We start from the raw sequence: 22,990 nt of genomic DNA, 5'->3' as shown, positions 1-22,990 counted from the left end.
CGGTCATGTAGTGTTGGTTACTCAGCGACAACTCTCAAGGCATCGAAGGAAATATACGCGTTGGTCGCAGAAGCATTTCGTTCTCCGGTCACGACCAATCGAACGTGGTGCATGCCCTCCGATAAGGAGCCGGTATCGTAAATTTCGTGTTGATACTTCGTGCTCGAGCTGTACGTATCGATCCTGGTGACGAGCACGCCGTCCACATAGACGTCGGCTTTGCCGCGAGATGTGCCGACTCCGCTGAGCACCTTCGCTCTTGTCCCATAGAACGGAATGTCCACGTAGGCGCCAACTTGATTCGACAGCTTGGCCCCGCCGCCGTAGTGCGAGACATTCGTAGAGGGCGACCATGTTCCGCCAATTTGTACGATTGCCTGCGTATCGTCAATCACTTCCGGCTGTGCTAGCGGATCGATGACCGCAATCCGAGTCCCCACAGCGGATAAGAGACCGCCTTGGTCGATTCCGTACAGGCTATACAAATTCGTGGGCAAGCCGGTGGTGTCCAGCGTGCCGTACACATTGGCCGTGACGGCAAAAGATCGGCCGTCCGTCTCGCTACCGGCCGCCATAATGGCGGAACGGGTATAAGGCGTATCGGCGGGGACGAGGTACAGCGTCCCCGTTTTGGAGCTAGTCGCCGAGATGATGGAACCTTGAGCAACAGGCCCTTCGGTGACGGCGGACAAGATCGGTCCTACGTTCAGAGTCTGCAAAGCATCGATCGAGATGTAGGCGTTAGAGGCGGAAACGTTTCTCTCGCCGGTCACGACTACTCGGATCAGATGAAGGCCTTCTGCCAACGTACCGGTATCGTAGATTTCATGCTGGTACTTCGTACTCGGGCTGTACGTATCGATTCTAGTGACGTACTGGCCGTCCACATAGACGTCGGCTTTGCCGCGCGAAGTGCCTACACCGCTTAGCACCTTCGCCCTTGTTCCGAAGAACGGAATGTCCGCGTACGCGCCTACTTGGTTCGACAACCACGCGCCGCCGCCATAATGCGAAGCATTCGTCGAAGCCGACCACGCGCCGCTCCATTGTACGATCCCCTGCGTATCGTCTATTACAACCGGCAGTGTGAACGGATCGATTACGGCCCTATTAGTACCGGCTGCAGACAGCTTCCCGCCATCATCAATCCCATACAAGCTATACAAATTCGTCGGCAATCCGGTCGTGTCGAGCGTCCCATATACGTTCGCGGTGACGGCGACGGTGCGCCCGTCCGCTTCGATGCCGGCAGCCTCGATTGCAGTCCGAGTGTATGCCGTATCCGATGGGACCAAGTATAAATGTCCCGTCTTGGAGCTTGTTGCCGTAACCACAGCCCCCGCCAGGATTGGACCTGCTGTGACGGCTGATAAGGTCGGCCCTTCGTTGAGTGTCTGCAAGGCGTCGATGGAAATATAGGCGTTAGTAGCGGAGCCCTGTTTCTCGCCTTTGACCACGACCCCAACCACATGCACACCTTCCGTCAATGTGCCCGTATCGTAGATGACTTGATTGTATTGCGTGCTCGAGCTGTAGGCGTCGATCGTGACCGAATATACGCCGTCCAGGTAAATGTCCGCTTGGCCTCGCGAGGAACCGAGCAAGCTGATCAATTTGGCACGGGTGCCGTAGAACGGAATTTCGATGGTCGCCCCTTTCCGCTGCGACAGCTTCGTCGTGCCGCCATAATAGTGCGTAGAGCTGCGGTCCGACCAACCGTCGGATACATGAAGGGCAACGTCGGTATCATCGATGATCGGTTTGTAGCCATGAGCGAGATAAACGATTTTGCTCCGGGACACTTGGTCGCTCTCATCGACGGCATACAGCACGTACTTCCCGGGAAGCATGCCGGTCGTGTCGATCGTACCGGGAGTGCCCGCCGTTACAGCGGATCGGGTGCCATGGACCACCTCGCCTACGGTAATTGCAGCCGCCTTGATCGCCGCCATCGTGTTCAAGGTCCCGATCGGCACGATGTAGATATAGCCGTCCGCATTGCTGGTCGCGTGCACATCTTCTCCGACGACTACGCCGATTGGCGGGGTGTCGGTTAAGACCGGCGGCAAATATCGCTTGAAGGCAACCGTTACAGGCAAGGTTTGCCCGCCGGTTATAGTCACGCTAGCCGTCGATACCGTTCGAACGTACCCTGCTTTAGCCGCGGTTACCCAATGCGTACCTGCCGGTACGTTGGCTAAAGTAAAGCTTCCGTCGCTTGCAGAGTGAGCGGTGATCGAAGTGTAACCTGCCAAATTCAGGTCCGCGCCCTGCAGCGGATTCCCGTCAGGGTCATACACAATCCCCGTCAACGTCCCGGTGCCGGATACAGGCGATGGGTCATAATCATCGCTTCGCACCACATTCGCGATGGTGAACGTATTCGTCCCTGTCCATTGTTTGGAAGGATGCGTCGTTTGGGCCGACGTCCCGTCGCCGCGAATCATGAATCCGGGATCCTCGTCCGCCAAGACCAAGATGGTTTCGCCGTTTTCCTCGAGGACATTGCCGATCTTGAAGCCTCGGGTAGACTGATCCGGATGCCGGACGACGACATATTGCCCAATCGCTTCCGAGCCGACCGGCGTCTCCGTTACGATCGCGTTGTAATCGTCCCCGTCCGCCTCCCGCAGGGTTCCGGAAACTTCGCCTTGCACAGGGCCAGCATCGGTTATGGACTCCACTCCGTTGCTCAGAGAGGTGCCGGCTGCGAGCGACATCTCGCTCACCGCCCCGTTCACGAGACGGATCAAGCCCATCTGGCCGTACATGGTGATGCCCTCCACTACGACCGGCTGCTCCGGATGATCCGGATTGCTGATCAGGATATCGGTTTGGTCGCCGTAGACCACCTTGACTGCGATTGCGCCGTCAGGCGCTCCATCCGGCTGCAGCCGCTCCGCCACTTCAATCCGAGGCTGAGCTTCGCCCGCATATGGCTCCATGACGGTAACGAATTTGCTTTGCAAATCGGTTCCGTCCCGACGCAGCACCATTTTGGGCATCGTATACTTGGCGGCTTCGTCGTTGTTGTCGTAATCCCGGCCATACAGCCGCCCCGTCCGCAGCGAAGGGGAGCGACCCAGATAAAGCTCATTCGAGCCTTCCTCCAGCAGTCCGGTTATCCGCATCTTGGAGCGTTCATTTCCTTGCTCCGAGGTGTTGAGCGTCAGCTCGAACCGATCGCCGTCGAGCTCCGCCTGCTGGACGTCATTCACATAGATGTATCCGGGGTAATGACCCTCCGCACTGCCGCTGTCGCTATTGCTCGTCGGTGCCACGACATCCGTTCCAGGCGGCAACAAATAAGGACCGTAGTCGGTAAGCGTCAGATCGGTGGAGAAGAAGGCGTCGCGATTCGCATCCCCCTGCAGCGTATATTCATGGCGGTTGCCCCCGGAAACGCGGAACAGATCCAGCACATACCCTTGTTGGCCGTCGCCGTCGGCAAAAGGAATGAACCACGGCTCGCGGCTATATTCGTCCGTTTCCGTGTAGGCTCCCTCAAAGGACGCACGCATCGCCTTGAAGCTGCCGTCCTCGGCTACGAACGACTCCATCGTTCCGCCGTCGATCGCTTCCTCCGTCGCCGCCGCAGCGTCATGGCTGTTTACCACAACCGTGTTGTGCCCCATCGTCGACCTAGAGAACCAACGGTAAATCGTATTGAACGTATAGCCCAGATCGGGCAGGAGCTCTTGGCCTTCGGCATAGAGACTAAGACTTAAGGGATCGTAGTGATAGTGGGACTTGTAATTCGGCGTAAAATTCATATACACTTGCGTCTGCTCCGAACCTTCTCCGCCGGCCAGCCGTCCGACCCCTGCAACCGGAAGCAGCAGCGAGCCTACATCGGTCCAATCCGGTGCCACTCGATCCGCGAGCGTATCATTGACCGGGTAATATTTGCCGTCCGGGTAGGCGAGGATGTTCTGCATCTGCGCCGCTTTCCCTATGATCGGAAAGTCGCGTTCCATGTCCAGATCGACCAACCGGGTCCCCGTGCGAGGAGAAATGTAGCCGACCGGGTCCGTCCAGCCGCGCAGTAAATTCGCTGCATCCACAATCCCGTCAACGAGAGCGTTGTGATAGGAAAGCGAGATCTCTTGCCAGAAGCCGTCCGACAAGAACAGGTTCGAGACGAATATGTTCATCAGCTCCACGACCCGATGAATATAGTCCGGCTCCTGCATCGCTTTACCGTACTCGATCATGCCTTTCCAATTCGTATAGGATAGATTGCCGAGGCGCGTAGGGTACGACAGCACGTAATCCACCGAAGGCCGGAACATTTCGTCCAGCAGCTTTTGCTCGACATCCACCCCCAGCTCGACGCTCAGCAGGTCAAAAGCATTCGTTTTTTTCACATCGGAATAAGCCCGAATCAGAGGTGTGAGCGTCTGAAGATCGGAGCCGTACCAGCGGTACCACATGCCTCCCCAATAGGAGTACGGCGGCCCGTTCTGGCGTTCGATGGAGTTGTAATACCAGGCTTGATCGATAGTCGGGTTGTAGCCCTTGTAAACTTGTGAAAATTGATAGAGCAGTCGGGCCGCTCCGAGCGGATCCGTTTTGGCTATCTCCGCCGTTTGACCGATTGCCCTCAGTTTCTGCAAATACCACAGATGGGCCGTGATCGGGTATTGCTTGCCCTCGTTGTCTTCGTAGTAAGGAATCGAGACCGGATCCCCTAACGCATTTCCAACTTCAATGGCCTGGTCCTCGAGAAATTGAACGTTCGGGTACACCGTGCTCGTCCGCGTTGCGATCAGGCTATGCCCGTCTTCGGACAGCTCGTACAGCATATCGGGGTATAGATCGGGCATCTCCGGCAATCCGACATAGCGAAAGCCCGGCTGCTCCGGAATGAGCTCCATGGTCTCTTCGACGAGCGTGGAAGGCTCGGACCAAACGACAGTCACAGGCTCCTCCGAGCTCTCCGCCGGTTCGAGAGTGGACAGTCCGGCTTTGATGAAGCTTTCTCGATCGAAGAGGAGATGCGCTAGCAATCCCGTTGAAGCGCTTACCGGAACAGCCGTCAAACGAAGCTGATACATTCCGGATTCCTTCGTAGGGGGATGCTCGAACGTAATCGTAAATGTAGAGACGTCCTCATCCGTCGAAGATGGGGCCAGCTCCTGCCAATCGCCTCCGGGCGATTTCCATTGCAAGCGATACTCGGCCGTGTCGGCGTCCCAGCTCTCCTTGTCAAACGTCAGCTCCATCTCCGAATAGCTCTTATAGTAGAGATTCGCATTCAGAGTGTCCCACGGTGCTAGCGTAGTTGCTCCGCTGCCCGTTGGGAGGTGCTGGAGCGGAAGCTGCCCGAAGAACAGGCTGCCCAGCCGACTTTCGTCTATGACACCTGCATGGTATCGCACCTCACTGCCGTTGCCTCGATCCCATCGCTCGGAGGTACGGATCGGGACCCACGAATTCAGCGCCGCCTCGTTCAGCTTCTCGATCTGAACAATATTGATCCCCCACTCGTCGCCGGCGTCCACCCCTTCGCCTACGATCGAAGCTATCGGGATGGCAGCCTCCAGGTACAGATACCCGTCCGCCACTTGTGTCTGGTAAACCGCGGATGTCACCGTCTGCCTATTGTCATTGATAAAATTATCATCGTACGTCCGGTACCAATACGTATTCCCGATGGACGTATCGGCCGGATCGATCCTGAACGGCACGACATGATGGGCGCCCGGCATATTCGTCGGCGTGAGGATAACCTCGATCCGAGCGAGCGAATCCGCTTCCGCCTGCGCCATCCTGCCGCCGATATAGAGATATTCGCTGCTATAGGCGATCTTATAGTTGACGGCGTGATCTAATGGCTCTAACGCATACGCGGTTCGGAAGTCATCGAGCACGGCGGCATTCGCCCACAGCGGCTCGTCGAGCGCCCCGTCGATCACCGGGGCCGTCGTCCATTCCGGCGCCACGGCCCATTTGTCAGCCATGTAGCCGATCGGCTCGGACGTCTCCGACGCGTTGGCTGCGCTCGGGGGGAATAGGGGGATCGTACTAATCAGCAAAACGAACAACACCAGACCGTTGATCGGACGGCAAATCTTTTGATACATGAGCTCCACCTCTTTCGACGAAGTATGGGTACCCGTCTTCACGGGCTGGTCCAGCCACTGTTGGCTCCAAGCGCCCCCTTCCTCTGCGAGCTGCGAATGGCCTATCCTAGTCAATGTCTCATAGGCGCCGCTTTTGTCTCAATTATCAATACTCCCGATCGTTCGAGCTGCAAGATTGGATAAGGAATGGAGAAAAAGATAAAACCGCCTTGGCGGGCGGTTGTTGGGGTTTGCTCTATGGTTACAGATTTAACTTAATCAGAATATACAGCTCATGCAGCCCGCAAAGCAATTAGACGTAAGGCAATAAAGAATCGGATTCATGCAACAACTGCATGAGCCGCAATCAAAATGGCGAATAGCGGACAGGGGCGAGCGATGTAGGGTAAAATTGGTCTACTTGGGCCCTGGCAAAAAGAAATAAACGACCCAACGGATTCGCCGGATATCTAAGTATCCAGTCTGAGTACCAAATTTCCTTGAATAGGGAGCAAAGCGGTGATCTGAGTACCCAAGTAAACAAAATCGGAAGCTGGGTTCGCGTTTTGTTTCATTTAGTATCCAGATGAGCCAGCAAGACACCAACTAGCGAAATATGGTACTCCACTCGCGAAATTTGGTACTCAGACTAGGATCTAACGATTCTCTGTCGATGCTTGCGCGCTACACCCTACGTTCACTGCCGTTCCTTTGTAAGAATCCGGAACGTAATTCCGAATTTATCCGTTACATTCCCATAAGCGGGGCTGAAGAAACTGGCTTGTAGAGGCTCGTTCACTCGGCCGCCTGGATGACGCGGTGTCAGCTTCTGTCACACCATCTTCGAATACGCTTTATATTCATCCTTCTAAAAATAATCTTTATGCATGCACCTGAATGTAATGTAATTTCATGTTGTAAATATGTGCTATCAACCGGCGTTATTTCATCGTATGCCCACTCTTCAAGGCCTCTTCTATCCTCTTCTTTCAAAGAATAATCGTCATCCTTATCTGATCGGTAGACCTTTTTCTTGCCACTAAAAGAAATATCAATGTGGTTGACACCGCTCCATTGAACTAAATATTCATATCCGTCTATATCTTGTACTAACGCTTCTACACTTGTAGGATCTAGAGTACGTCTCAATAAGGAAGTATTGCTTATCCTTAACTCAAGTACATTAGCATCATGAAACGAGTGGTTACTAATGAAATTGAAAGTTTCTTTAGAAAATCTTGTATTTAGAGACTTCAACTGATTCCAGTATCCATCCATATCCCAATGATCATCTGAAATAAAATACTTCACTTGTGCACCTCTTAATCAGCGGCCTTAATACTTACCCGTATGTGTACCCCACGGCTTTCAGAAATGCCTTGGCCAGCACCATATGTCCAACCGCAGACGGGTGTACGCGATCCCAGGCCAGTGTAGCCGGATAAATATCGCGCAGCACAGGCTCGAAAGCAGCTTGCGTGTCCACTAGCATGGAGCCGGTTTCCTCCGCTACGCGCTTCACGATCGCCCCGTATTCGTCCATCCGCCTCCGCATGGCATCGTCCTTGTTTGGCTCAATGTAGAACGGTGTCATCAATACGATGCCCTTGACCTGCGGCTTGGTCCGTAATACCAGTTCCCGCAGCGTTGCTTCATACTCCTCCGGATATACGTGCGATTCCTGAATGGTAGGTTGGTCGAATTGACGCCACACATCGTTGATCCCGATCATGATCGAGAGCCAGTCCGGCTTTAACGCCTCAACATCGGAAGCCCAGCGCTCCTCCAAATCGCGAACCGTGTCCCCACTAGTCCCCATATTGACAATCCTAATGCCTCTCTCCGGGTACGTGCTTTGAATCAGCGCGTCGACCAGCGACACGTAGCCTTTGCCGATACCTCCGAAAAGTCCTTCGCCGTACGGCCGCTTTCGTTCGCAGTCTGTGATCGAATCTCCGATCATGACGAGTTTTTCACTATTTTGCAAGAGCATGTTATGAGGTCCTCCTTCATCCTATACAGTCCATCATTAGAATTCCTCATGAAATGTGTTTTTCCCTTTCAGAAATCCATTCTGCTTGTAGTATTTATTCCGCTTAAATTTTTGACGTCCGTGAATTTCCGCCTCGCTTGGATTGTGGCTGTTCTGTTATCCATACCTCTCAATAAATGGCTCTAACCGTGAAAGCCCCTCCAGCTGGTGCGCACTGCTCACTCCATAAAAAAATCCATGCTCCGCTTCATGCAGCAAAACCACCTCGGAATATTTCCCATTATGCAGGAGAAGTTCGTTCATCTCGTATATAAACGCATGGGGGAAAAATTGTTCCTTACCCACAATAATAAACAGAAAATCTGCTGACATCGCATCCACATGTACGATAGGCGAAGCTATACGAAAAAGCGGACTCTCATTCTCATACGAAACGCCGAGTAAATCCTCCATATCACGCTTAATATCTATCTGCATGTTATCCCACTTTTCCAAAGTCGCTGGTCCATTAATAGACACGCATGCTGCCGGTCTCTGCCACCCCTGACTCAGCACAAGGTCAGGCTTGAAAAGCCGGGGATCTGTCACGGCAAGCAGTGAAGCCAAATGCGCTCCTGCCGAGCTGCCCAGAACGATTATGCGGTCTATGTCCAGGCCCCTCTCCGCAATGTACGCAAGGAACCGATCATACCCTGTAGCCACATCCTCCATCTGTTCTTGCAGGTGGACGGCTGGCGCCAGGCGATAACCTGCCGAGGCACACAAATAACCCTTGCGCGAAAAATATTGCAAATGCTGATGGAAGCTATCGCGGCTTCCAGATCTCCATCCGCCCCCGTGAATGTAAAACAACGCCGTGCGACGAGTAACGATCAAGGGACTAGCGATATCTACCGCTCTTCTTATTAGGATCTCCTCATCGTAATAACGTGTAATGATTTGCATACAAGACCTCTCTCCTGCTCTAAACTACAGATTCTTTATAAAATGGATGATACTGGGTCAATGCTGCCAAATATTCATCCGTATCAGACGAAAGCAGCCTTTCACTATGCGCCCCATGTTCGAAGCGTGCCCGATCCAGCTCCTGCTTGAAGCTCTGCAGACGCTGTTGCATAACCACGATGTCACTCTCGTTCTGCAATTGCTCATAGATTCCCTTAAGCATCAGATCCCAGCCCCCGCCGAGCAGTGCCGCTCCAGCTTGAACATACGCCCCAATACTTTCGATCGAGACTCCACCCGTATAGAAAATTGGGAACAGACCGTGGACTGGGGCACTGTTCAGTTGGGCGATGCGCTCCGGACTTTTGTAGCAGAACTTCACGAAGTGTGCTCCTGCGTTCAAAGCCGTTACGGCTTCACTATAAGTCTCCACCCCAGGGATGAGCAGATAGTCCCTTGAGTATTTCCTAAGCGTAGCCTCTGAGAAGGGGAGCAAGGCGACAAACCCATCTGCACCTGCAGCTGCCAATTGCTCTATCGAAGGGAAATCCTTCTGTCGCGACTTCAGGAATGGAAGCAGCACGCCGTCATCCACAACACTTCCAACAAGCACGAGCAGCTCCGGATAGTTCATCTTAACGCTTTTGATCTCCTCTATTACTCGGGATCTTCGGCATGTAATTTCAACGGCCTTGAAGCCAGCCGCCACGCAAATTCCGGCTAACTCAACGGCATCCAAACGATCGTTCACGAAGATTGGCATCCAGCCTTGTTTGTGAATCTCTACATACTTATGTTTCAAATTCTGATTCAAAGTAGTTCCTCCTCTGACCGTTTCAGTAAATAGGCATACAGCTTGTGAATGGAATGACGGTATGCCAGCAGCTGCGACTCCCAAGTAACGCCCCCGATATGGGGAGAAATAAGTAAATTAGCATGTTCTCGTGCATATTCGATCAAGGGATGCTTGTGCAGATCCTCCCGCCATTCACCCTCAATGACGTCTAACCCCGCTCCAGCCACCTTCCCGGAGGTCAAGGCCCCCAGCAAGGCTTGCTCATCAATTATGGCTCCGCGCGAGGTGTTAATTAACACTACGCCATCCCTCATTCGCGAGAATGCCTCCCGATTGAGGAGCTGCTTATTCTCAGGCGACAAATGAATGTGAATCGACAGCACATCCGACTCCTGCAGCAAAGTATGGAATGTTACCTTCCTGATTCCCGCCAGATCGACATCCTGCTGCTCGCATGCGATGACGTTCATTCCAAAAGCTTTCCCATACTCCGCCACGATCGAGCCTAGTCGACCATATCCCAGAACGCCTAATGTTTTCCCCCTTAGTTGTCTCCCGCGGAACCGGTCTCTTGCCCAATCTCCTTGTTGAACGGCTTCGAAGCTCCAAGGAATACGCCGTACAACGGCAAGCAGCAGACCCCAAGCCAGCTCCGCCGTCGCGGTAATTCCCTTCAGAAACTCCGTATCCCCGCGCAGAGATAGGACCTCTATTCCTTTTGCCCCGGCATAATCCATATCGATATGATCAAGGCCGGTGGACGGGGTCACAATTACCCGCAGTCTCGTTGCAGCCTCAAGCACTCTAAGGTCAATCTGAGTATGGAGCGAGCAGAAGTAAGCGTCATATTCTGAAATGCACGCGGCCAGCCTCTGCTGATCGGCAGCCATATGGGTCACCTCCGCAAACCCGTGCAGGAGCTTAAATTCCTCTTGGAGAAAAGGGGCATCCGCCATGTTAAGCACCTTAAACGCAGGCTTCATCCTTAGCCTCCCGATCTTGCAGACCCGTAGCAGCCTTGTAGTAACGGTTCTCGCAAGGATTCCCTGCTGTTATCCACGCTTCTCTACTCTTCGGCAGCATGATGAGGGAGTAAGCCGTATGATAATTCTCGCTTACATGACTGCAAATGCTCCTCGGATAATGCTCATGATCCGTCAGCAGAGTCTGTATCCAACCCAGATCGATCTCCTGGCCGCTGCTCCCAACTAATCGATTCATTTGCTCCAAGCGCTCCACCGTATTCGAGGACTTTGAAAGATCTCCTTGCTGGGCAAGCATTTCCGTTTTCTGTGATTGCAGATGATTGGTATGAACAACACAGCTTTTATCCGATTGTGGAAGTATTACATCCAAACAGCCATTTATCAGCTCCAGACAGGCCATATCCCCGCTTGCATCACAAACCGTGAAATTTCCGGAGAAACCTATCTCACCCTGGCTAACAAGCCGCCTGGCCAGCTCAATACAAGCCTTTACATGTTGCTGTCTGAGCAGCATACGCTTAAATAGGCCATGGGGAATGCTAGCCTTCCCAGCCTGGTTGTTAATCCCGTACAAGGAATTCCCGCAAAGGCTTAGCCCATGCTCATTCATTCCGTCGAGTGCTATGGATCCCGGGTAAGCGAGCATGAACAAACGCGGTCCATCAGACGGCAGCATACGTATAATAGAAACCTGTTTTCTGGACCATACGCTGACATCATGATTCGTCCCGCAATACACATTTGCATCTGACGTCATTTCTCTGCTGAACGCAAACGTACTGCAGCCTTCGTTCTTGCAACCCGCGTCGCTGGGAGAAGCCTCAACCTTGTCGCCATCCTCCAATACCTCGTTGATTTCCCATCTGCTATGCAGATAGAGCGCTTCCCATTCGGCTAGACCAGCCCCGGCCTGTATTCCTTCAATCTCCTTCATATAGGATGGGTCCATAGAGTGAATGATCGACCTATATTGTTGCGCCAGAATAGAAATTTGCTCAACCTTCTCGGGATTCATCCAGTGCTGCAAGCTCTCTCGGATCTGCGCTTTGAAGAAACGGCCGATCTGCTCCCCTATCTCATAGCTGTTGCCCTGCAAAGTAACTTCCGGAAAACGCATTCGAATCTCCCTCTCCTACTTGCCATGCATTTACGGTTTCATTATGTCGGCGGACTCCCCTGAATTCAATTGCAACATACTCGCATGGCTTGCAAATAAATAGGAATGGAGCCCTTGAGCCCCATTCCCTTATGCTTCTTGGCGATTCAGTGCCAATTCCCTGTATTCCGAAGGCGTCAGCCCTGTGTATTGCTTGAATACTTTGTTAAAATAGCTGTTGCTGTTGAATCCGACTCTGCTGCTCACGTCTACTATTTTGATTCCCGGATCGGTTAAGAGAAGCTTGCCCTGCTCGATACGATGCCGATTCACATAATCAATGACCGTCATTCCATGATGCTGCTTGAATATAGCGCTGACATATTGCTTAGAGAGGCCCACATGATCAGCGAGGTCATCCAGGGAGAAGTTCGTATGGTAGGATTCGCTTATAAACTGTTCGATTTTACGCAAATACTGTTTGAAATCCTTCTGATACTCACTGAAGAAGCTCTTGTACTTGGAGTAAAAAAATTGCTTCAGCACAACCGTATTCATCGTTCCCCGTTCCACAATCAGCTCATTCATCTCATTCAAAAAGGTCACACTGTTCTGATCATACAGTCGGATTAGGACCGTTATATGCATGTACATGTTGTAGTTGTATTCCATCACGCTGACATCTTCCCTGAACATATCATTCAATAGATCCACATAGGTCTTTTCGTTGTGCTGGCGAATGGCAAGCTCCAGCTCTTCAATCGTATGCAGCCCGATCTGCTGATGGTAATCAATAGGAAGCTTGTTATAGCAAAATATATTTGTGTCCGTCGTGTAAATTCTACCCATGTTATAAGCGTACAAGGCTTCGGTATAAGAATGGTTGATTTTATCCAGCCTGTGAATCCCGCCGATACTAATATCAAGCTTGCCCAGAAGGGTGTCATTCAGACTTGCCAGCATTTCTACTATAAAAGTATTCAGGTCAGGCTGTTCGAGCTTGAACAAAGCGAACCATTGCTTATCCGATTCTTGATAGGTTTCCGCTAAATTCAGATGATCCAGCCTTGCATTCACTCTCTGCATAAGGGAGCCCTGTTCATCCTCCCCATATTCAGTCTCCGCAATCTTGATTGTATAAATAACAATTATCAAGAACCCCCCATATTCGCTAAGCCTCTCCAAGTCCGCATGACTCTCGAATCTGTCCTTGATCAGGTTGTGCAACAGCGTTCGTTTGAGCAATTCCTCCTTCTCCAGCAGTTGAACCTCCAGGCGGTCATTCTTTCTCAACACATTTCTAACCGGACGGTACAAGAAACGAAAGCCCATTCCCCCGCTCGCCAGGATGATGACAATTCCGACGATAGAGAGCAGCACAATGAACTGATTCTTCGTACTGGCCACATCCCGGTATAAATTGTTGAGATTGAGTTCGCTGACAAGCTTCCAGCCTGCGACCTCCAGCTTGTACTCGGTTCGGACCATATCCTCTTCTGCACGAATCAAATGTGGAAATACAATTGCATCCGTGGAAGTATCTACCAAGTACAATTGACCCATGTCCTGATCCTTATTCAACTCCCGGATATAATCGTTATAGAGACGCTCAATATTAATGTGAAAAATGACATAGTACTGTCGGCCATCCTGCTGTGGCAGCTTGGCCATCCAGGAGAACACTAGCCGCTGACCTGCTACAAGTTTAAGCTCGCGGACCTGGGTCGCTTTAATTTGATAATTGAACATCCCTTGAACGGCCGGACCGATCCAGCTGTAGGCAGGAAGCTCCAGACTCCGTTCAATGCCATGATTGGAGACGAGCACAAACGGATCATCGGCGCTATACCATACGACCTCATCGATATATTTATTCGACGCCGCGATCTTGTTCAACCGGTCAAGCAGCAGCAGCCGCTCAGTAATCGACTGGGCTTGCAGGAATCGTTCCTCCACTATGGAGGACATGACAATATCCCGGATTTGTCGAAGAGCAGCGTCGAGCAGCGCCACTGTCCGCTTCAACTCGTTGTCATTCTTGGCATTCACCAAGTCAACGGCTTGTTTGACCAGAACATTCATACTGTATGCGCTGCCAATAAGAAAGGGAATGAGGGAAACCGATAAAAGGATGACCATAATCCGGTATATAAAGCCTCTATGCTTCGCTTCCATGTGCCCTCCTTGTGCAGCTTCAAAAAGAGTTCCGCCTATAAGCAACCCTGTATGTTCTACATTATCGAGCTTGCCCCCGCTCCCGGCAATAACAAAATACTAGAACTTGTGATAGAATCCTCCGATCGCATGAATAAATAAAGGACTCCGGCCGCCTTCCCCGCCGAAGTCCTTTCCTTAATGGCTACCTTGTGTAAAATCGAAAATCATCCACATACACCGGATTCGCCGACAAGCCTGCGTTCACATACAGAAGCACCTGCTTCACCGGCTTACCGCTCTTCGTGGCCGGCAGCACCGAGTTCCACACGAATTCCGACCATTGCCCCGCCGTAGAAGCTAACGGATTAATAGGGGACTGGGCGGTGCCCAGCGCATTGCCGTCCTCATCCAGCATCTCATAGCGAAGCTGAATATTGCCTGTAGCTGAGGGTGGCGCATAATAATATACACTCATCATTACCGTACCTGGGAGCACCGAAATGATCTGCCCCGGTCCCCCATAACCTGTCCCTCCGATCCTAAGGCTAGAGGTGCCCGTATAGGCCACGGTATCCGAGCGTTGAAGCGTGATCGTGCTTGCAGATCCCGGGCGAATAGTCCAGTTAGGCGCGCTGGCAGGAGGATTCTCGAAGGAGCCGTTCAGCGCAATCGAAGTCGCTCCTCCATTCAACAGAACCACATCATCGATATAGATGGGAACCGAGGACAATCCCGCTTGGATCAGAATTTGCGCTTTCTTCACAGCCTTGCCGCCTATTGTAGCGGGAATGCTCCCGCCGGGATAAGGCTCCCATACGAATTCATACCACGTGCCTGCGGTCGAAGCTAACAGTTGGAGTGCGGATCTTTTCGATGCCAGCTCCACTCCATTTGCGTCCAGCAAATTCATCCCCAGTTGCACGTTGCCGGAGGTCGTCCCTGCAGGGACAAAATAACTCACCTTCATTGTAGTTGCACCGGCCGCTATGGGCACAGTCTGAACCGGCCCTCCGTAGCCTGCTCCATTAATACGCAGGCTGGCGCTGCCCGTTAGCGCCTTATTCTCCACCCGCTGGATGCCTATGGTTCCTGTGGAGTTAGGCAGGAGGCTCCAGGCGTCGGCGTTCCCGATGTCTCTCTTCTCCAGATCGGCGTTCCTAATCGTGGAGGAGGTATTCACATTATAGATTTGGGCTTGATCGACATATACGGCTGCAGTTACCGACCCCGTATCTACGATCGTTAGGAGCTGCAGGAACTTGACGGCCTTATTCTTGCTCGTAAGCGGAACCTCGGTATTCAACTCCGCTTCCGTCCAACTGCCGGCTGTCTCCTGCAGCACATGCTGAGCGCCTCTCACATCTCCTATTCTGACTTGATCCTCGTCGAGCAGGTTAAAGCCCAGTTGAAGCGTTCCCTTCTCGGTCCCGCTTGGCGTATAATAACGGAGCTTGAAATTCGCAAGTCCTTGCTCTACCGGAACAATCTGCTGAGGTCCGCCCCAGCCAGTACCCGCAATAAGCAAGCTGGCGCTTCCGTCATCCGCGATTCCCGTCACCCGTTCAATACGCCGAGTCCCGGTATAGCTCTGCCATAAAGTCCAATCATCGGCATCTGTAGGAGAAGGGCCCGCTTGCTCGAATGAGCCATTCTGGACCAGGTTTCCATTGGACAAGCCATACAGCAGCAGTTGAGCAAAGTCCCTCTGGGCAGATGGAACTGCAGCATGCGCCAACTCGGCCGTTCGATCTCTTACCGGCCCCCCTGTCGGCTCTTCATCCCGCATATAACCGACCAGGTTCCAGAAATCGCTATAGTTCCAGCCCGACCACAGCAAGGTTGATTGAGCGTTAGGTCCTTTGGGATTCCACACATGCTTCAACACGGGATCGGCCGCATAGTCGTCAAGCATCTCCAATCTCTTCTGAGCCAGGCGCAGCCTCTCTCCGAAGCCTTGGGAGCTGTCCTCCAGCAAGTCCATTGCCGCTGTCTCGTCCCCCGGGGCATCATGATGCTTCGGATAACTGAGCGAGGATACCTCATAATATTCGAATGCCTTCAAGAGAAGGATCGCCCGCGCCTTCTGCTGAGCCGTCTCGGCCAGGGCATGCGCGGTCTCTAGCTGCGTCCTGCTCCACGCAATCTCCTCATCGGTTACGATATCGAGATAGCTGGCATTGTCATAACGCATGATCAAATAATTGGGCTGGAACCAGGTCGAGGTCTGCACCCGCTCCGTCCAGAACTCCTCCCAATGGTCATAATAAGCCTTCAGATACGGGGCTGCATCCTCTCCGACGGCACGCTCGTACCATTCATCCAGCAGATCGTCCACATCCAACGACGGATTCCACTGCAGCTTGGCAGAGAGCCAGGCCTTCGGCCCTTCGCCCCAGTTTGGATACAGCTCGGCATACTGATTTTTCACACCGAGCTGTTCGTCATAGGCATAATGCTCAGCCATCAGATGCGGATAATAGCGAGGCAGCACATAGGGATTCCCATATATATAATCGTAGGCGCCCACGTTCACCGATACCTCGCTCCAATCCTCCATCAGCGCCTTGCCTTGCGCCTCGACGTTCGGGTCCAGCCATGCCAGACGATCCTTCGTGACATAAGGCACAACTCTGGCGTTTAATGGAAACGAGGGAGGGTTGACTACTTCGGCATAGGCGCTGAGCCCGAACCACTTATCCGGATAGTCGAGCAGCACGGCCTGTGCTACCTGATTGACCCATCCGTAATAAGTGTCCGACAGAGCAGATGTATCGCTTGAGCAGAATCCTCCTCCGTCATTAACGCTTAGGGAATAGGAGGTCTCCTCGGGATGCTGCCGGAAGTAATCTTTGATCGTCAGAATGGCCTCTGCTGCTGTAGCATTCGTGAAGCAAGGCTGCCACCCTGTTCTAATTCCCGAAGCCGGAATGTAGGGCTGACCGTTTCGCACAGGATAAAACTCAGGATGCGGATCGGTTCCGCTCGGTCCATATTTGGAGGGAGGGAACAGGTTCCACATGTTATGCTGCTGTTTGACCCGCATATACAACCGATTGTGCTTCCCCCACTCGAGCAGGATGGAATCGTTCTCTCCTCCTCCGCTATATTCCGGCGAGATCGGCGATAAGACCCGGTTGCGGAAGACGGGCTGATCCGCCACATCCCCTAACGGTACAGAGATATCCGACAGCTGCGGAACATCCTCGCCGTCAGGGCCCGGCATAAGCCATCGCACGCCGACGAATCGCTCCAGAAACTCATTGACGCCGTAATCCGTACCCGATACGGAAGGCCCCAGAACGGTCACACTGTCATTGCCTGCACGAATGATAAATCCATCATCGTCCATTTCTTGTACATCCAGCTCCATACCCACATCGCTTCGCGGACCTGTCGTACCGATATAGAGATGCACGCCCCCCTCGGCTTCTTCGTCAACACCGTTCATGACTACTATGGGCAAGGTGGCACCCGTGGATTTATATACGTATTCCGTTACTCTCTGGGCTGCCTTCACGACTTGCCTGTTAGCATAAACGGACAGGAAAATCGTTGCTGCAGGTTCATGATCGACGACAATGGGAATGCCGCTTTCTTCCTCGCTAGTGTAGGATGACAAGCCTTCCCCCGTACCATTCCAAGCTCTCATAGCTAGTAGCTCAGGCTGAACACTTGCCAATGAAACCATAACGATTACAAGTACGGACAGCTTTCTCAACCAAGCTCTCAAAGCAATTCCCCCTATTCAACTTGTTTGGCTGCTCCAGCTTCGAAGGTAAACAATCGGGCATGCCGCATTCTGAAACGCAATCGAATCCCTTTTCCCTTCCACTGATCCAAGAGTCGACCTTCTCCCCATCCCACAAGCCCGGAAGCAATAACCTTGGCTCCATGTGTATTGCCGCAAAAGACACCGCAGTGTTCTCCGCTCCAGCCTTCAACAGGCTCCCCTTGCTCGTCCAGCACATCGATGCGGATTTCTCCGTTCTGCTTGCCCGGACTGGAATGATAGGATTCTCTCGTATCCGCATTCAGTATTAATTCACCCCCCGGCCATTCCATTGGAATCGTCGTGAACTGTCCTTCTGACTTAGCCTCAATCGCGCAAAATTGATCAATCGGCAAGGTCGCGTAGCCAATTGTGCCGAAGGTATCCACCAAGGGGCGATTATGAGCAGCGTAACGAGCCCCCACGTAGAACACCATTCTCGAGCCTATAAGGACAGGGCCATTAGAAGCGCACGTATTCCATTTCCGATTCCACTCGTACTTGGGCGCGATGAAGGCCGCCCGCGGATTGGCTCTGGACCACCGCTTGCCGTCGCGGCTGAAGACCAGATGAATTTCCAGGCAATCTTGATCGCCATGCCAATACTCCAGCATCCCCAGCTGCCAGCCATGGCGCTCGAATACGGTTAATCCGTAGAATTCAGCGTCAGCGGGGTCCATAAGATCCGGTGTCAAGACCAGCTCCGGCTCCGACCATTCCTGGAAGTCCGTGCTTTCGCTCCGGAATATACAACGCTTGCCGTAATTTTTGGTCATATCGAGATGGCGCGTATAGGCCACATACTTGCCGTCCTGCTTGAGCGCTTGCACGATGGTGCGATCCCCCGCTCGGAGAACAGGACCTGTCGAGCGTTTGTCCCAGCGCAATCCGTCCTTGCTGTGGTACGTATGGATGCCGAACTGCTCATTTTCTCCCCATCCGAGACCGTTTCTCCCCTGTTCGAAGGTGGTCATCTTGTAAGGGTACTCCTGGTCATCCGGGTCGTAGACCAAACTCGGTGAATCCATTTTGAGCCGGGGCGTGAGCACAATGTTGTTATGCTTGCTGTCGTTCCAGCTAACCTGTCCCAGGTCCGGCTTCTCCCAACGAATGCCATCCTTGCTGGTTGCGAGCAGTACATCCTGCGTCGCATTAATCAGGTTGCTGTAGTACATCCGCAGCCCATCCACGGGATGCTCGAAGACGGTGCCGAACAAATTCAGAATCGTTCCTTCCCAAGGCTTGTCAGCGTGAAGCACCGGATTCGGGAACACACTGGCCGGTATCCAGCTCCGGCTCACCCTCCTGAATTCGGCGATCCATTCATCATCGAACAGGAATTGAGGTACATTCGGTGTTAATTGGGCCGGCTCCACACGGCCTTTCCCTATCATTGTCATGGGCTGCAATCCTCCAGTATGGTTTGTGGCTTGCCGTTCTTGGTTATCCTTTGACCGACCCAACCATCAGGCCTTTGACAAAATACTTCTGTATGAACGGGTACACACAAATGATCGGCAAAGAAGTAATAATAATGGCCGCCGCCTTCACTCCATCCTTGGACAGCGAGGAGATGGAATCCGCACTTTGGCTGGCATTGGCATCCAAATCGTTCAATTCGAGCATGGTCAGCATCTGCTTGAGAATGAGCTGGACCGGCCATTTATCCGTAGAATTCAAATAAATCGAAGAGGAGAACCAGGTATTCCAGAATTCAACCGCATAGAACAGTCCGATTGTAGCCAGGGCCGGCATAGACATGGGCAGAATGATCCGGAATAATATCATGAAGTCATTGGCTCCGTCCATACGTGCCGACTCCTCCACCTCACCGGGAATCTCCATGAAAAAATTGCGCATCAGAAACATGTACCAAGGGCTGATCAAGGCGGGAACTATAATCGCCCACAACGAATTTTTCAATCCCAGTGAAGTGACCAGCAAATAACTCGGGATGAGTCCGCCGCCAAAAAACATCGTAATGATCAGCAGCAGCGTAAAGATATTGCGATAAGGCAAATATTTCTTGGATAGTCCATAAGCGAGACTGCTCGTGAACAGCAAGCAGCAGAAGGTACCGACGATGGTAATAAAAAAGGTGTTCGCAAAGCCTCTGTAGAGGAAGGTGCTTTCGAATAACAAATATTTGTAGGAGCTGAACACCACGTGCTTGGGAAACAGCGTATAGCCATGCAGTAAAATATCCTCATGCGACATGAGCGAGCGTGAAATCAAATACAGGAAAGGAATGATAATGGAAGCGGACAATACAATAAGGAAGCTGTAGTTGATCACATCGAACGTTTTGAACCTCACCATAACCCTTCCTTCCCCATTCGCCTGACCGCATAGTTAGTGATCAGCAGGAAGCCCAGGCCAATTACATTCTTGAACATGCCGATAGCGGCTGCATACGAATATCGACTGCTTAACAAACCCTCGCGATATACATAGGTGTCAATAATGTCTCCTACGCTATAAACTAGAGGCGAATATAGTAGGAGAACCTGTTCGAAGCCGATATTCAGGATCTGTCCCATCGACATGATGAATAGAATGGCAATTACATTGGAGATGCCGGGCAAGCTGATGTGAAGCATCTGTTGAAACCGATTGGCCCCGTCCATTTTGGCGCTTTCATACTGAGCCGGATCAATGCCTGCCAACGCGGCCAAATAGATGATGCTGCTCCAGCCGATACTGGTCCACCAATCGCTCACAACCAGGACGCTGCGAAAGTAGCTTGTATCTCCCAAAAAGTTAACGGAGGAGAAGCCCAGCTTAATAAGCAGCAAATTAACCAAGCCGGATGTAGGGGAGAGCAGCATAATGACAAGACCGGATATGATAACCCAGGAAAGAAAATGCGGCAAATAAGAGATCGTCTGGACCGTCCGCTTGAACCTCTCATGCCTCACTTCGTTCAAGAGCAGCGCCAGAATAATGGCGGATGGGAAGATGAACAGTTTTTTATACAGGCTGATCAAGACGGTGTTCTGCAGCAGGGTGCCAAAATAGTAAGAATGAAAAAAATCGGAGAAGTGCTGTAGCCCTACCCATTCCGGATTGACCAGCATGCCCATAATGCCTGAGAAAGGTTTGAAGTTCTGAAACGCAATGACAACCCCGTACATCGGAATGTAATGAAAAATCAAAAAATAAAGCATGCCTGGGAAAATCAACGCATATAAAAATTTGTATTTTTTTACATTATATAGAACACCATGGCGTGCGGAAGCAGCCCCTGGCTTTCGCTTGGGTATGGCGGTGTCTGAGCTGGGCAAAGCCTTCACTCCAATCTGAATAGATCTGATCTGGGCTAGTTGCCCCGGGGCAGCGAGGAGTTAACCTTTCGCTCAGCTGCCCAGGACATCTTGCTGTTGTTATTTGGCTTTAGCTGCTTTGTAATCGGCGGTTTGATCTTCAATCGACTGCTCTCCGCCTATTTGCTTCCATTTGGCCATCACTTTATCCCAATCCGATACCGGCACCTCGCCGCTGAACACCTTATTCTTCTCTTGCAGCAGGTAAGTGGCCATATCGTTCTGCTTCGTATACGACTTCCATTTGGTTTTGTCATATACAACGTTGATGTCAATCGGGTCGAATGAAGGCAATTTCTCCATCTTCGCTTTGTTCTCCGCCATTCTCCTATTCGAGAACGTTTTGAGCGGCCATTGCAGCAAATTCTTGAAGTTGATCGTAATGGTGTAGAATTTGCCGTAATAAGGCGCCTTCTTATGGTCAACCTTATCTTCTCCGAGAAATTCGAAATACCCGTCCGAGGTTTTAGTATAGTTCTCCCCTTCCAGACCGTATAAGGCTGCCGTATATCCTTCCGGTGTGGCCAGGTAATCCAGAAATTTAACCGCGGCTTCCGGATTTTTATTTCGTTTGGTAACGACGGTAAGACTTAAGGTTACGGGAATTTTGGGGATCTTGTTAATTCCGTTGCCTTTCAAGAGAAGAGGTTCATACATCACCTCAGGCACCGTCTTCACCAATATTTCCTCGGAGTCCAGCGTTCCGCTGAACGTGCCTGCCAAGACGCCTACTTTATTCTGCGTCATCAGCTCAATCTGTTTGGCTGAGTTGGAGAGCAGCACATCCGGCCAAATGTAACCCAGCTTATTCCACTCTACCAGCTTGGTCATCATATCCTTATACCCGGACAACAGCTCAGGCGGCATCAGGAGACCGGTCTTTTCATCCAACGTCGGATTCATCCCTTGCGGCAGGAAGAACGGGGCCAAGGCTTTCTCCAGACTGGAGAAATCCCCGCGAATCGATAGCGCGTACGTATCGTTGACACCGTTTTTGTCCGGATCCTTGTTTTTGAAAGCCTCCAGCACGTTCTCAAATTCTGCGATTGTAACCGGCATCGGCAGGTTCAAAGCTTTCAACCAGTCGGTGCGGATCATAAGCGTTGTCGGCGTTGTGATGGCCGTCTCGTTCGGAATTCCGATGATCTTGCCTTGGAAGGTAGCGCGCGGCCAGGCTTGCGGGTCAATGTTCTTCTTCAAGTTGGCGCCATACTTTTCTATAAGCTCATCCAGGCTGACGATCGCGTCGTTTTTGTACAAATCAATTGCTTTTTCGGGTGATACGAACGGAATGACGTCCAATTGGTCACCGGAAGACAGCATCAGATTCATTTTGTTATCGAACTGACCGGCCGCGCTGAACTGCACATCCATATCGACACCGGTCTTCTCCTGAATCAAATCATGCATTCTTTTTTCTTGAGCCGAATCATTCCGACTATACGTAGTTCCGTTCTTCAACTGCACTTGTTTAACCGGGACAACCGGTTTAACCGGATCACTTGCCGCCGTCCCGCTAGGTTGAACGTCCGTCCCGGTTTTTGCACCGCATGCCGCAGTCGTCGCTGTAACCGCCAAGGCAAGCGCCAGCGTCAACCCTTTTCTCCAATGGTTCATGGCCTTTCCCCCTGTATACAATTTAATCGCCTCGCTGTTCGTTCTCACCACGCCTCCGGATAGCGTCATTGTCTACGAAGCTCCGAGTACAATCTCATCATGGTGCAGCAAACGCTTTAATTCAATCGCAATATCCTCGTATTTATTGTAATTTGCGGGTCGTGCCCGCTGCACCTTACAATTTTATGAAAACCGTCCTGGCTGACGGTCCTCTGGCGTAAGTGTTCAGTTGGTACGTGGGGA

At 51.9% G+C, this 22,990-nt stretch carries 13 protein-coding genes and 1 pseudogene; all 14 read right to left on the bottom strand.

The genetic code is table 11. The features are described from left to right. Positions 1-17 precede the first annotated feature (17 nt). The 14 genes and pseudogenes from PKO02S_RS12865 to PKO02S_RS12800 all read right to left on the bottom strand — a co-directional run bounded on the left by PKO02S_RS12865 (position 18) and on the right by PKO02S_RS12800 (position 22,747). Positions 18-6,086, bottom strand: coding sequence for a carboxypeptidase regulatory-like domain-containing protein (locus tag PKO02S_RS12865; RefSeq protein WP_127583357.1), 6,069 nt, complete (start codon positions 6,084-6,086; stop codon positions 18-20). Between the two features lie 676 nt (positions 6,087-6,762). After that, positions 6,763-6,873, bottom strand: a pseudogene (locus PKO02S_RS33230) (VOC family protein); the annotation flags it as partial. 14 nt (positions 6,874-6,887) lie between these two features. After that, positions 6,888-7,376, bottom strand: coding sequence for a hypothetical protein (locus PKO02S_RS12855; RefSeq protein WP_127583355.1), 489 nt, complete (start codon positions 7,374-7,376; stop codon positions 6,888-6,890). A 31-nt stretch (positions 7,377-7,407) separates the two neighbouring features. After that, positions 7,408-8,058 carry an SGNH/GDSL hydrolase family protein gene (locus PKO02S_RS12850; protein WP_127583353.1) on the bottom strand — a complete coding sequence of 217 codons (651 nt, stop codon included), beginning with the start codon at positions 8,056-8,058 and terminating at the stop codon, positions 7,408-7,410. A 156-nt stretch (positions 8,059-8,214) separates the two neighbouring features. After that, the gene (locus PKO02S_RS12845) at positions 8,215-9,003 is read right to left on the bottom strand and encodes an alpha/beta hydrolase (RefSeq protein ID WP_127583351.1); all 789 of its coding nucleotides are present in this window, start codon (positions 9,001-9,003) and stop codon (positions 8,215-8,217) included. Positions 9,004-9,022: 19 nt separating this feature from the next. Further along, entirely contained in the window at positions 9,023-9,817 is a 795-nt protein-coding gene (locus PKO02S_RS12840; protein WP_127583349.1) for a bifunctional 4-hydroxy-2-oxoglutarate aldolase/2-dehydro-3-deoxy-phosphogluconate aldolase, read from the bottom strand. Beyond that, a complete protein-coding gene (locus tag PKO02S_RS12835) occupies positions 9,814-10,782 on the bottom strand; it encodes an NAD(P)-dependent oxidoreductase (protein WP_127583347.1) in 969 nt (322 codons plus the stop codon). Before PKO02S_RS12835 ends, PKO02S_RS12840 begins: the two co-directional genes overlap by 4 nt. Continuing rightward, the gene (locus tag PKO02S_RS12830) at positions 10,766-11,902 is read right to left on the bottom strand and encodes a C45 family autoproteolytic acyltransferase/hydrolase (protein WP_127583345.1); all 1,137 of its coding nucleotides are present in this window, start codon (positions 11,900-11,902) and stop codon (positions 10,766-10,768) included. Before PKO02S_RS12830 ends, PKO02S_RS12835 begins: the two co-directional genes overlap by 17 nt. Positions 11,903-12,031: 129 nt before the next feature. After that, positions 12,032-14,056, bottom strand: a complete 2,025-nt coding sequence (locus PKO02S_RS12825; protein WP_127583343.1) for a helix-turn-helix transcriptional regulator — start codon at positions 14,054-14,056, stop codon at positions 12,032-12,034. Between the two features lie 184 nt (positions 14,057-14,240). Beyond that, positions 14,241-17,768 carry a DUF4838 domain-containing protein gene (locus PKO02S_RS12820; RefSeq protein WP_127583341.1) on the bottom strand — a complete coding sequence of 1,176 codons (3,528 nt, stop codon included), beginning with the start codon at positions 17,766-17,768 and terminating at the stop codon, positions 14,241-14,243. An 11-nt stretch (positions 17,769-17,779) separates the two neighbouring features. After that, a complete protein-coding gene (locus PKO02S_RS12815; protein WP_127583337.1) occupies positions 17,780-19,207 on the bottom strand; it encodes a hypothetical protein in 1,428 nt (475 codons plus the stop codon). A 43-nt stretch (positions 19,208-19,250) separates the two neighbouring features. Next, on the bottom strand, positions 19,251-20,126 hold the full coding sequence (locus PKO02S_RS12810) for a carbohydrate ABC transporter permease (protein WP_127583335.1): 876 nt from the start codon (positions 20,124-20,126) through the stop codon (positions 19,251-19,253). Further along, complete coding sequence (locus PKO02S_RS12805) at positions 20,120-20,962, bottom strand: ABC transporter permease (protein ID WP_246066961.1); 843 nt, start codon at positions 20,960-20,962, stop codon at positions 20,120-20,122. The genes PKO02S_RS12810 and PKO02S_RS12805 overlap by 7 nt, the downstream gene beginning before the upstream one ends. A 228-nt stretch (positions 20,963-21,190) precedes the next feature. Further along, positions 21,191-22,747 carry an extracellular solute-binding protein gene (locus PKO02S_RS12800; protein ID WP_164821423.1) on the bottom strand — a complete coding sequence of 519 codons (1,557 nt, stop codon included), beginning with the start codon at positions 22,745-22,747 and terminating at the stop codon, positions 21,191-21,193. Positions 22,748-22,990 lie beyond the last annotated feature (243 nt).

Origin of the sequence: Paenibacillus koleovorans NBRC 103111 (genome assembly GCF_004000845.1) — a bacterium.
Taxonomy (GTDB): Bacteria; Bacillota; Bacilli; order Paenibacillales; family NBRC-103111; genus Paenibacillus_AA; species Paenibacillus_AA koleovorans.
The sequence above is the reverse complement of the archived record's forward strand: the minus strand, read 5'-3'. Positions and strand labels throughout refer to the sequence as shown.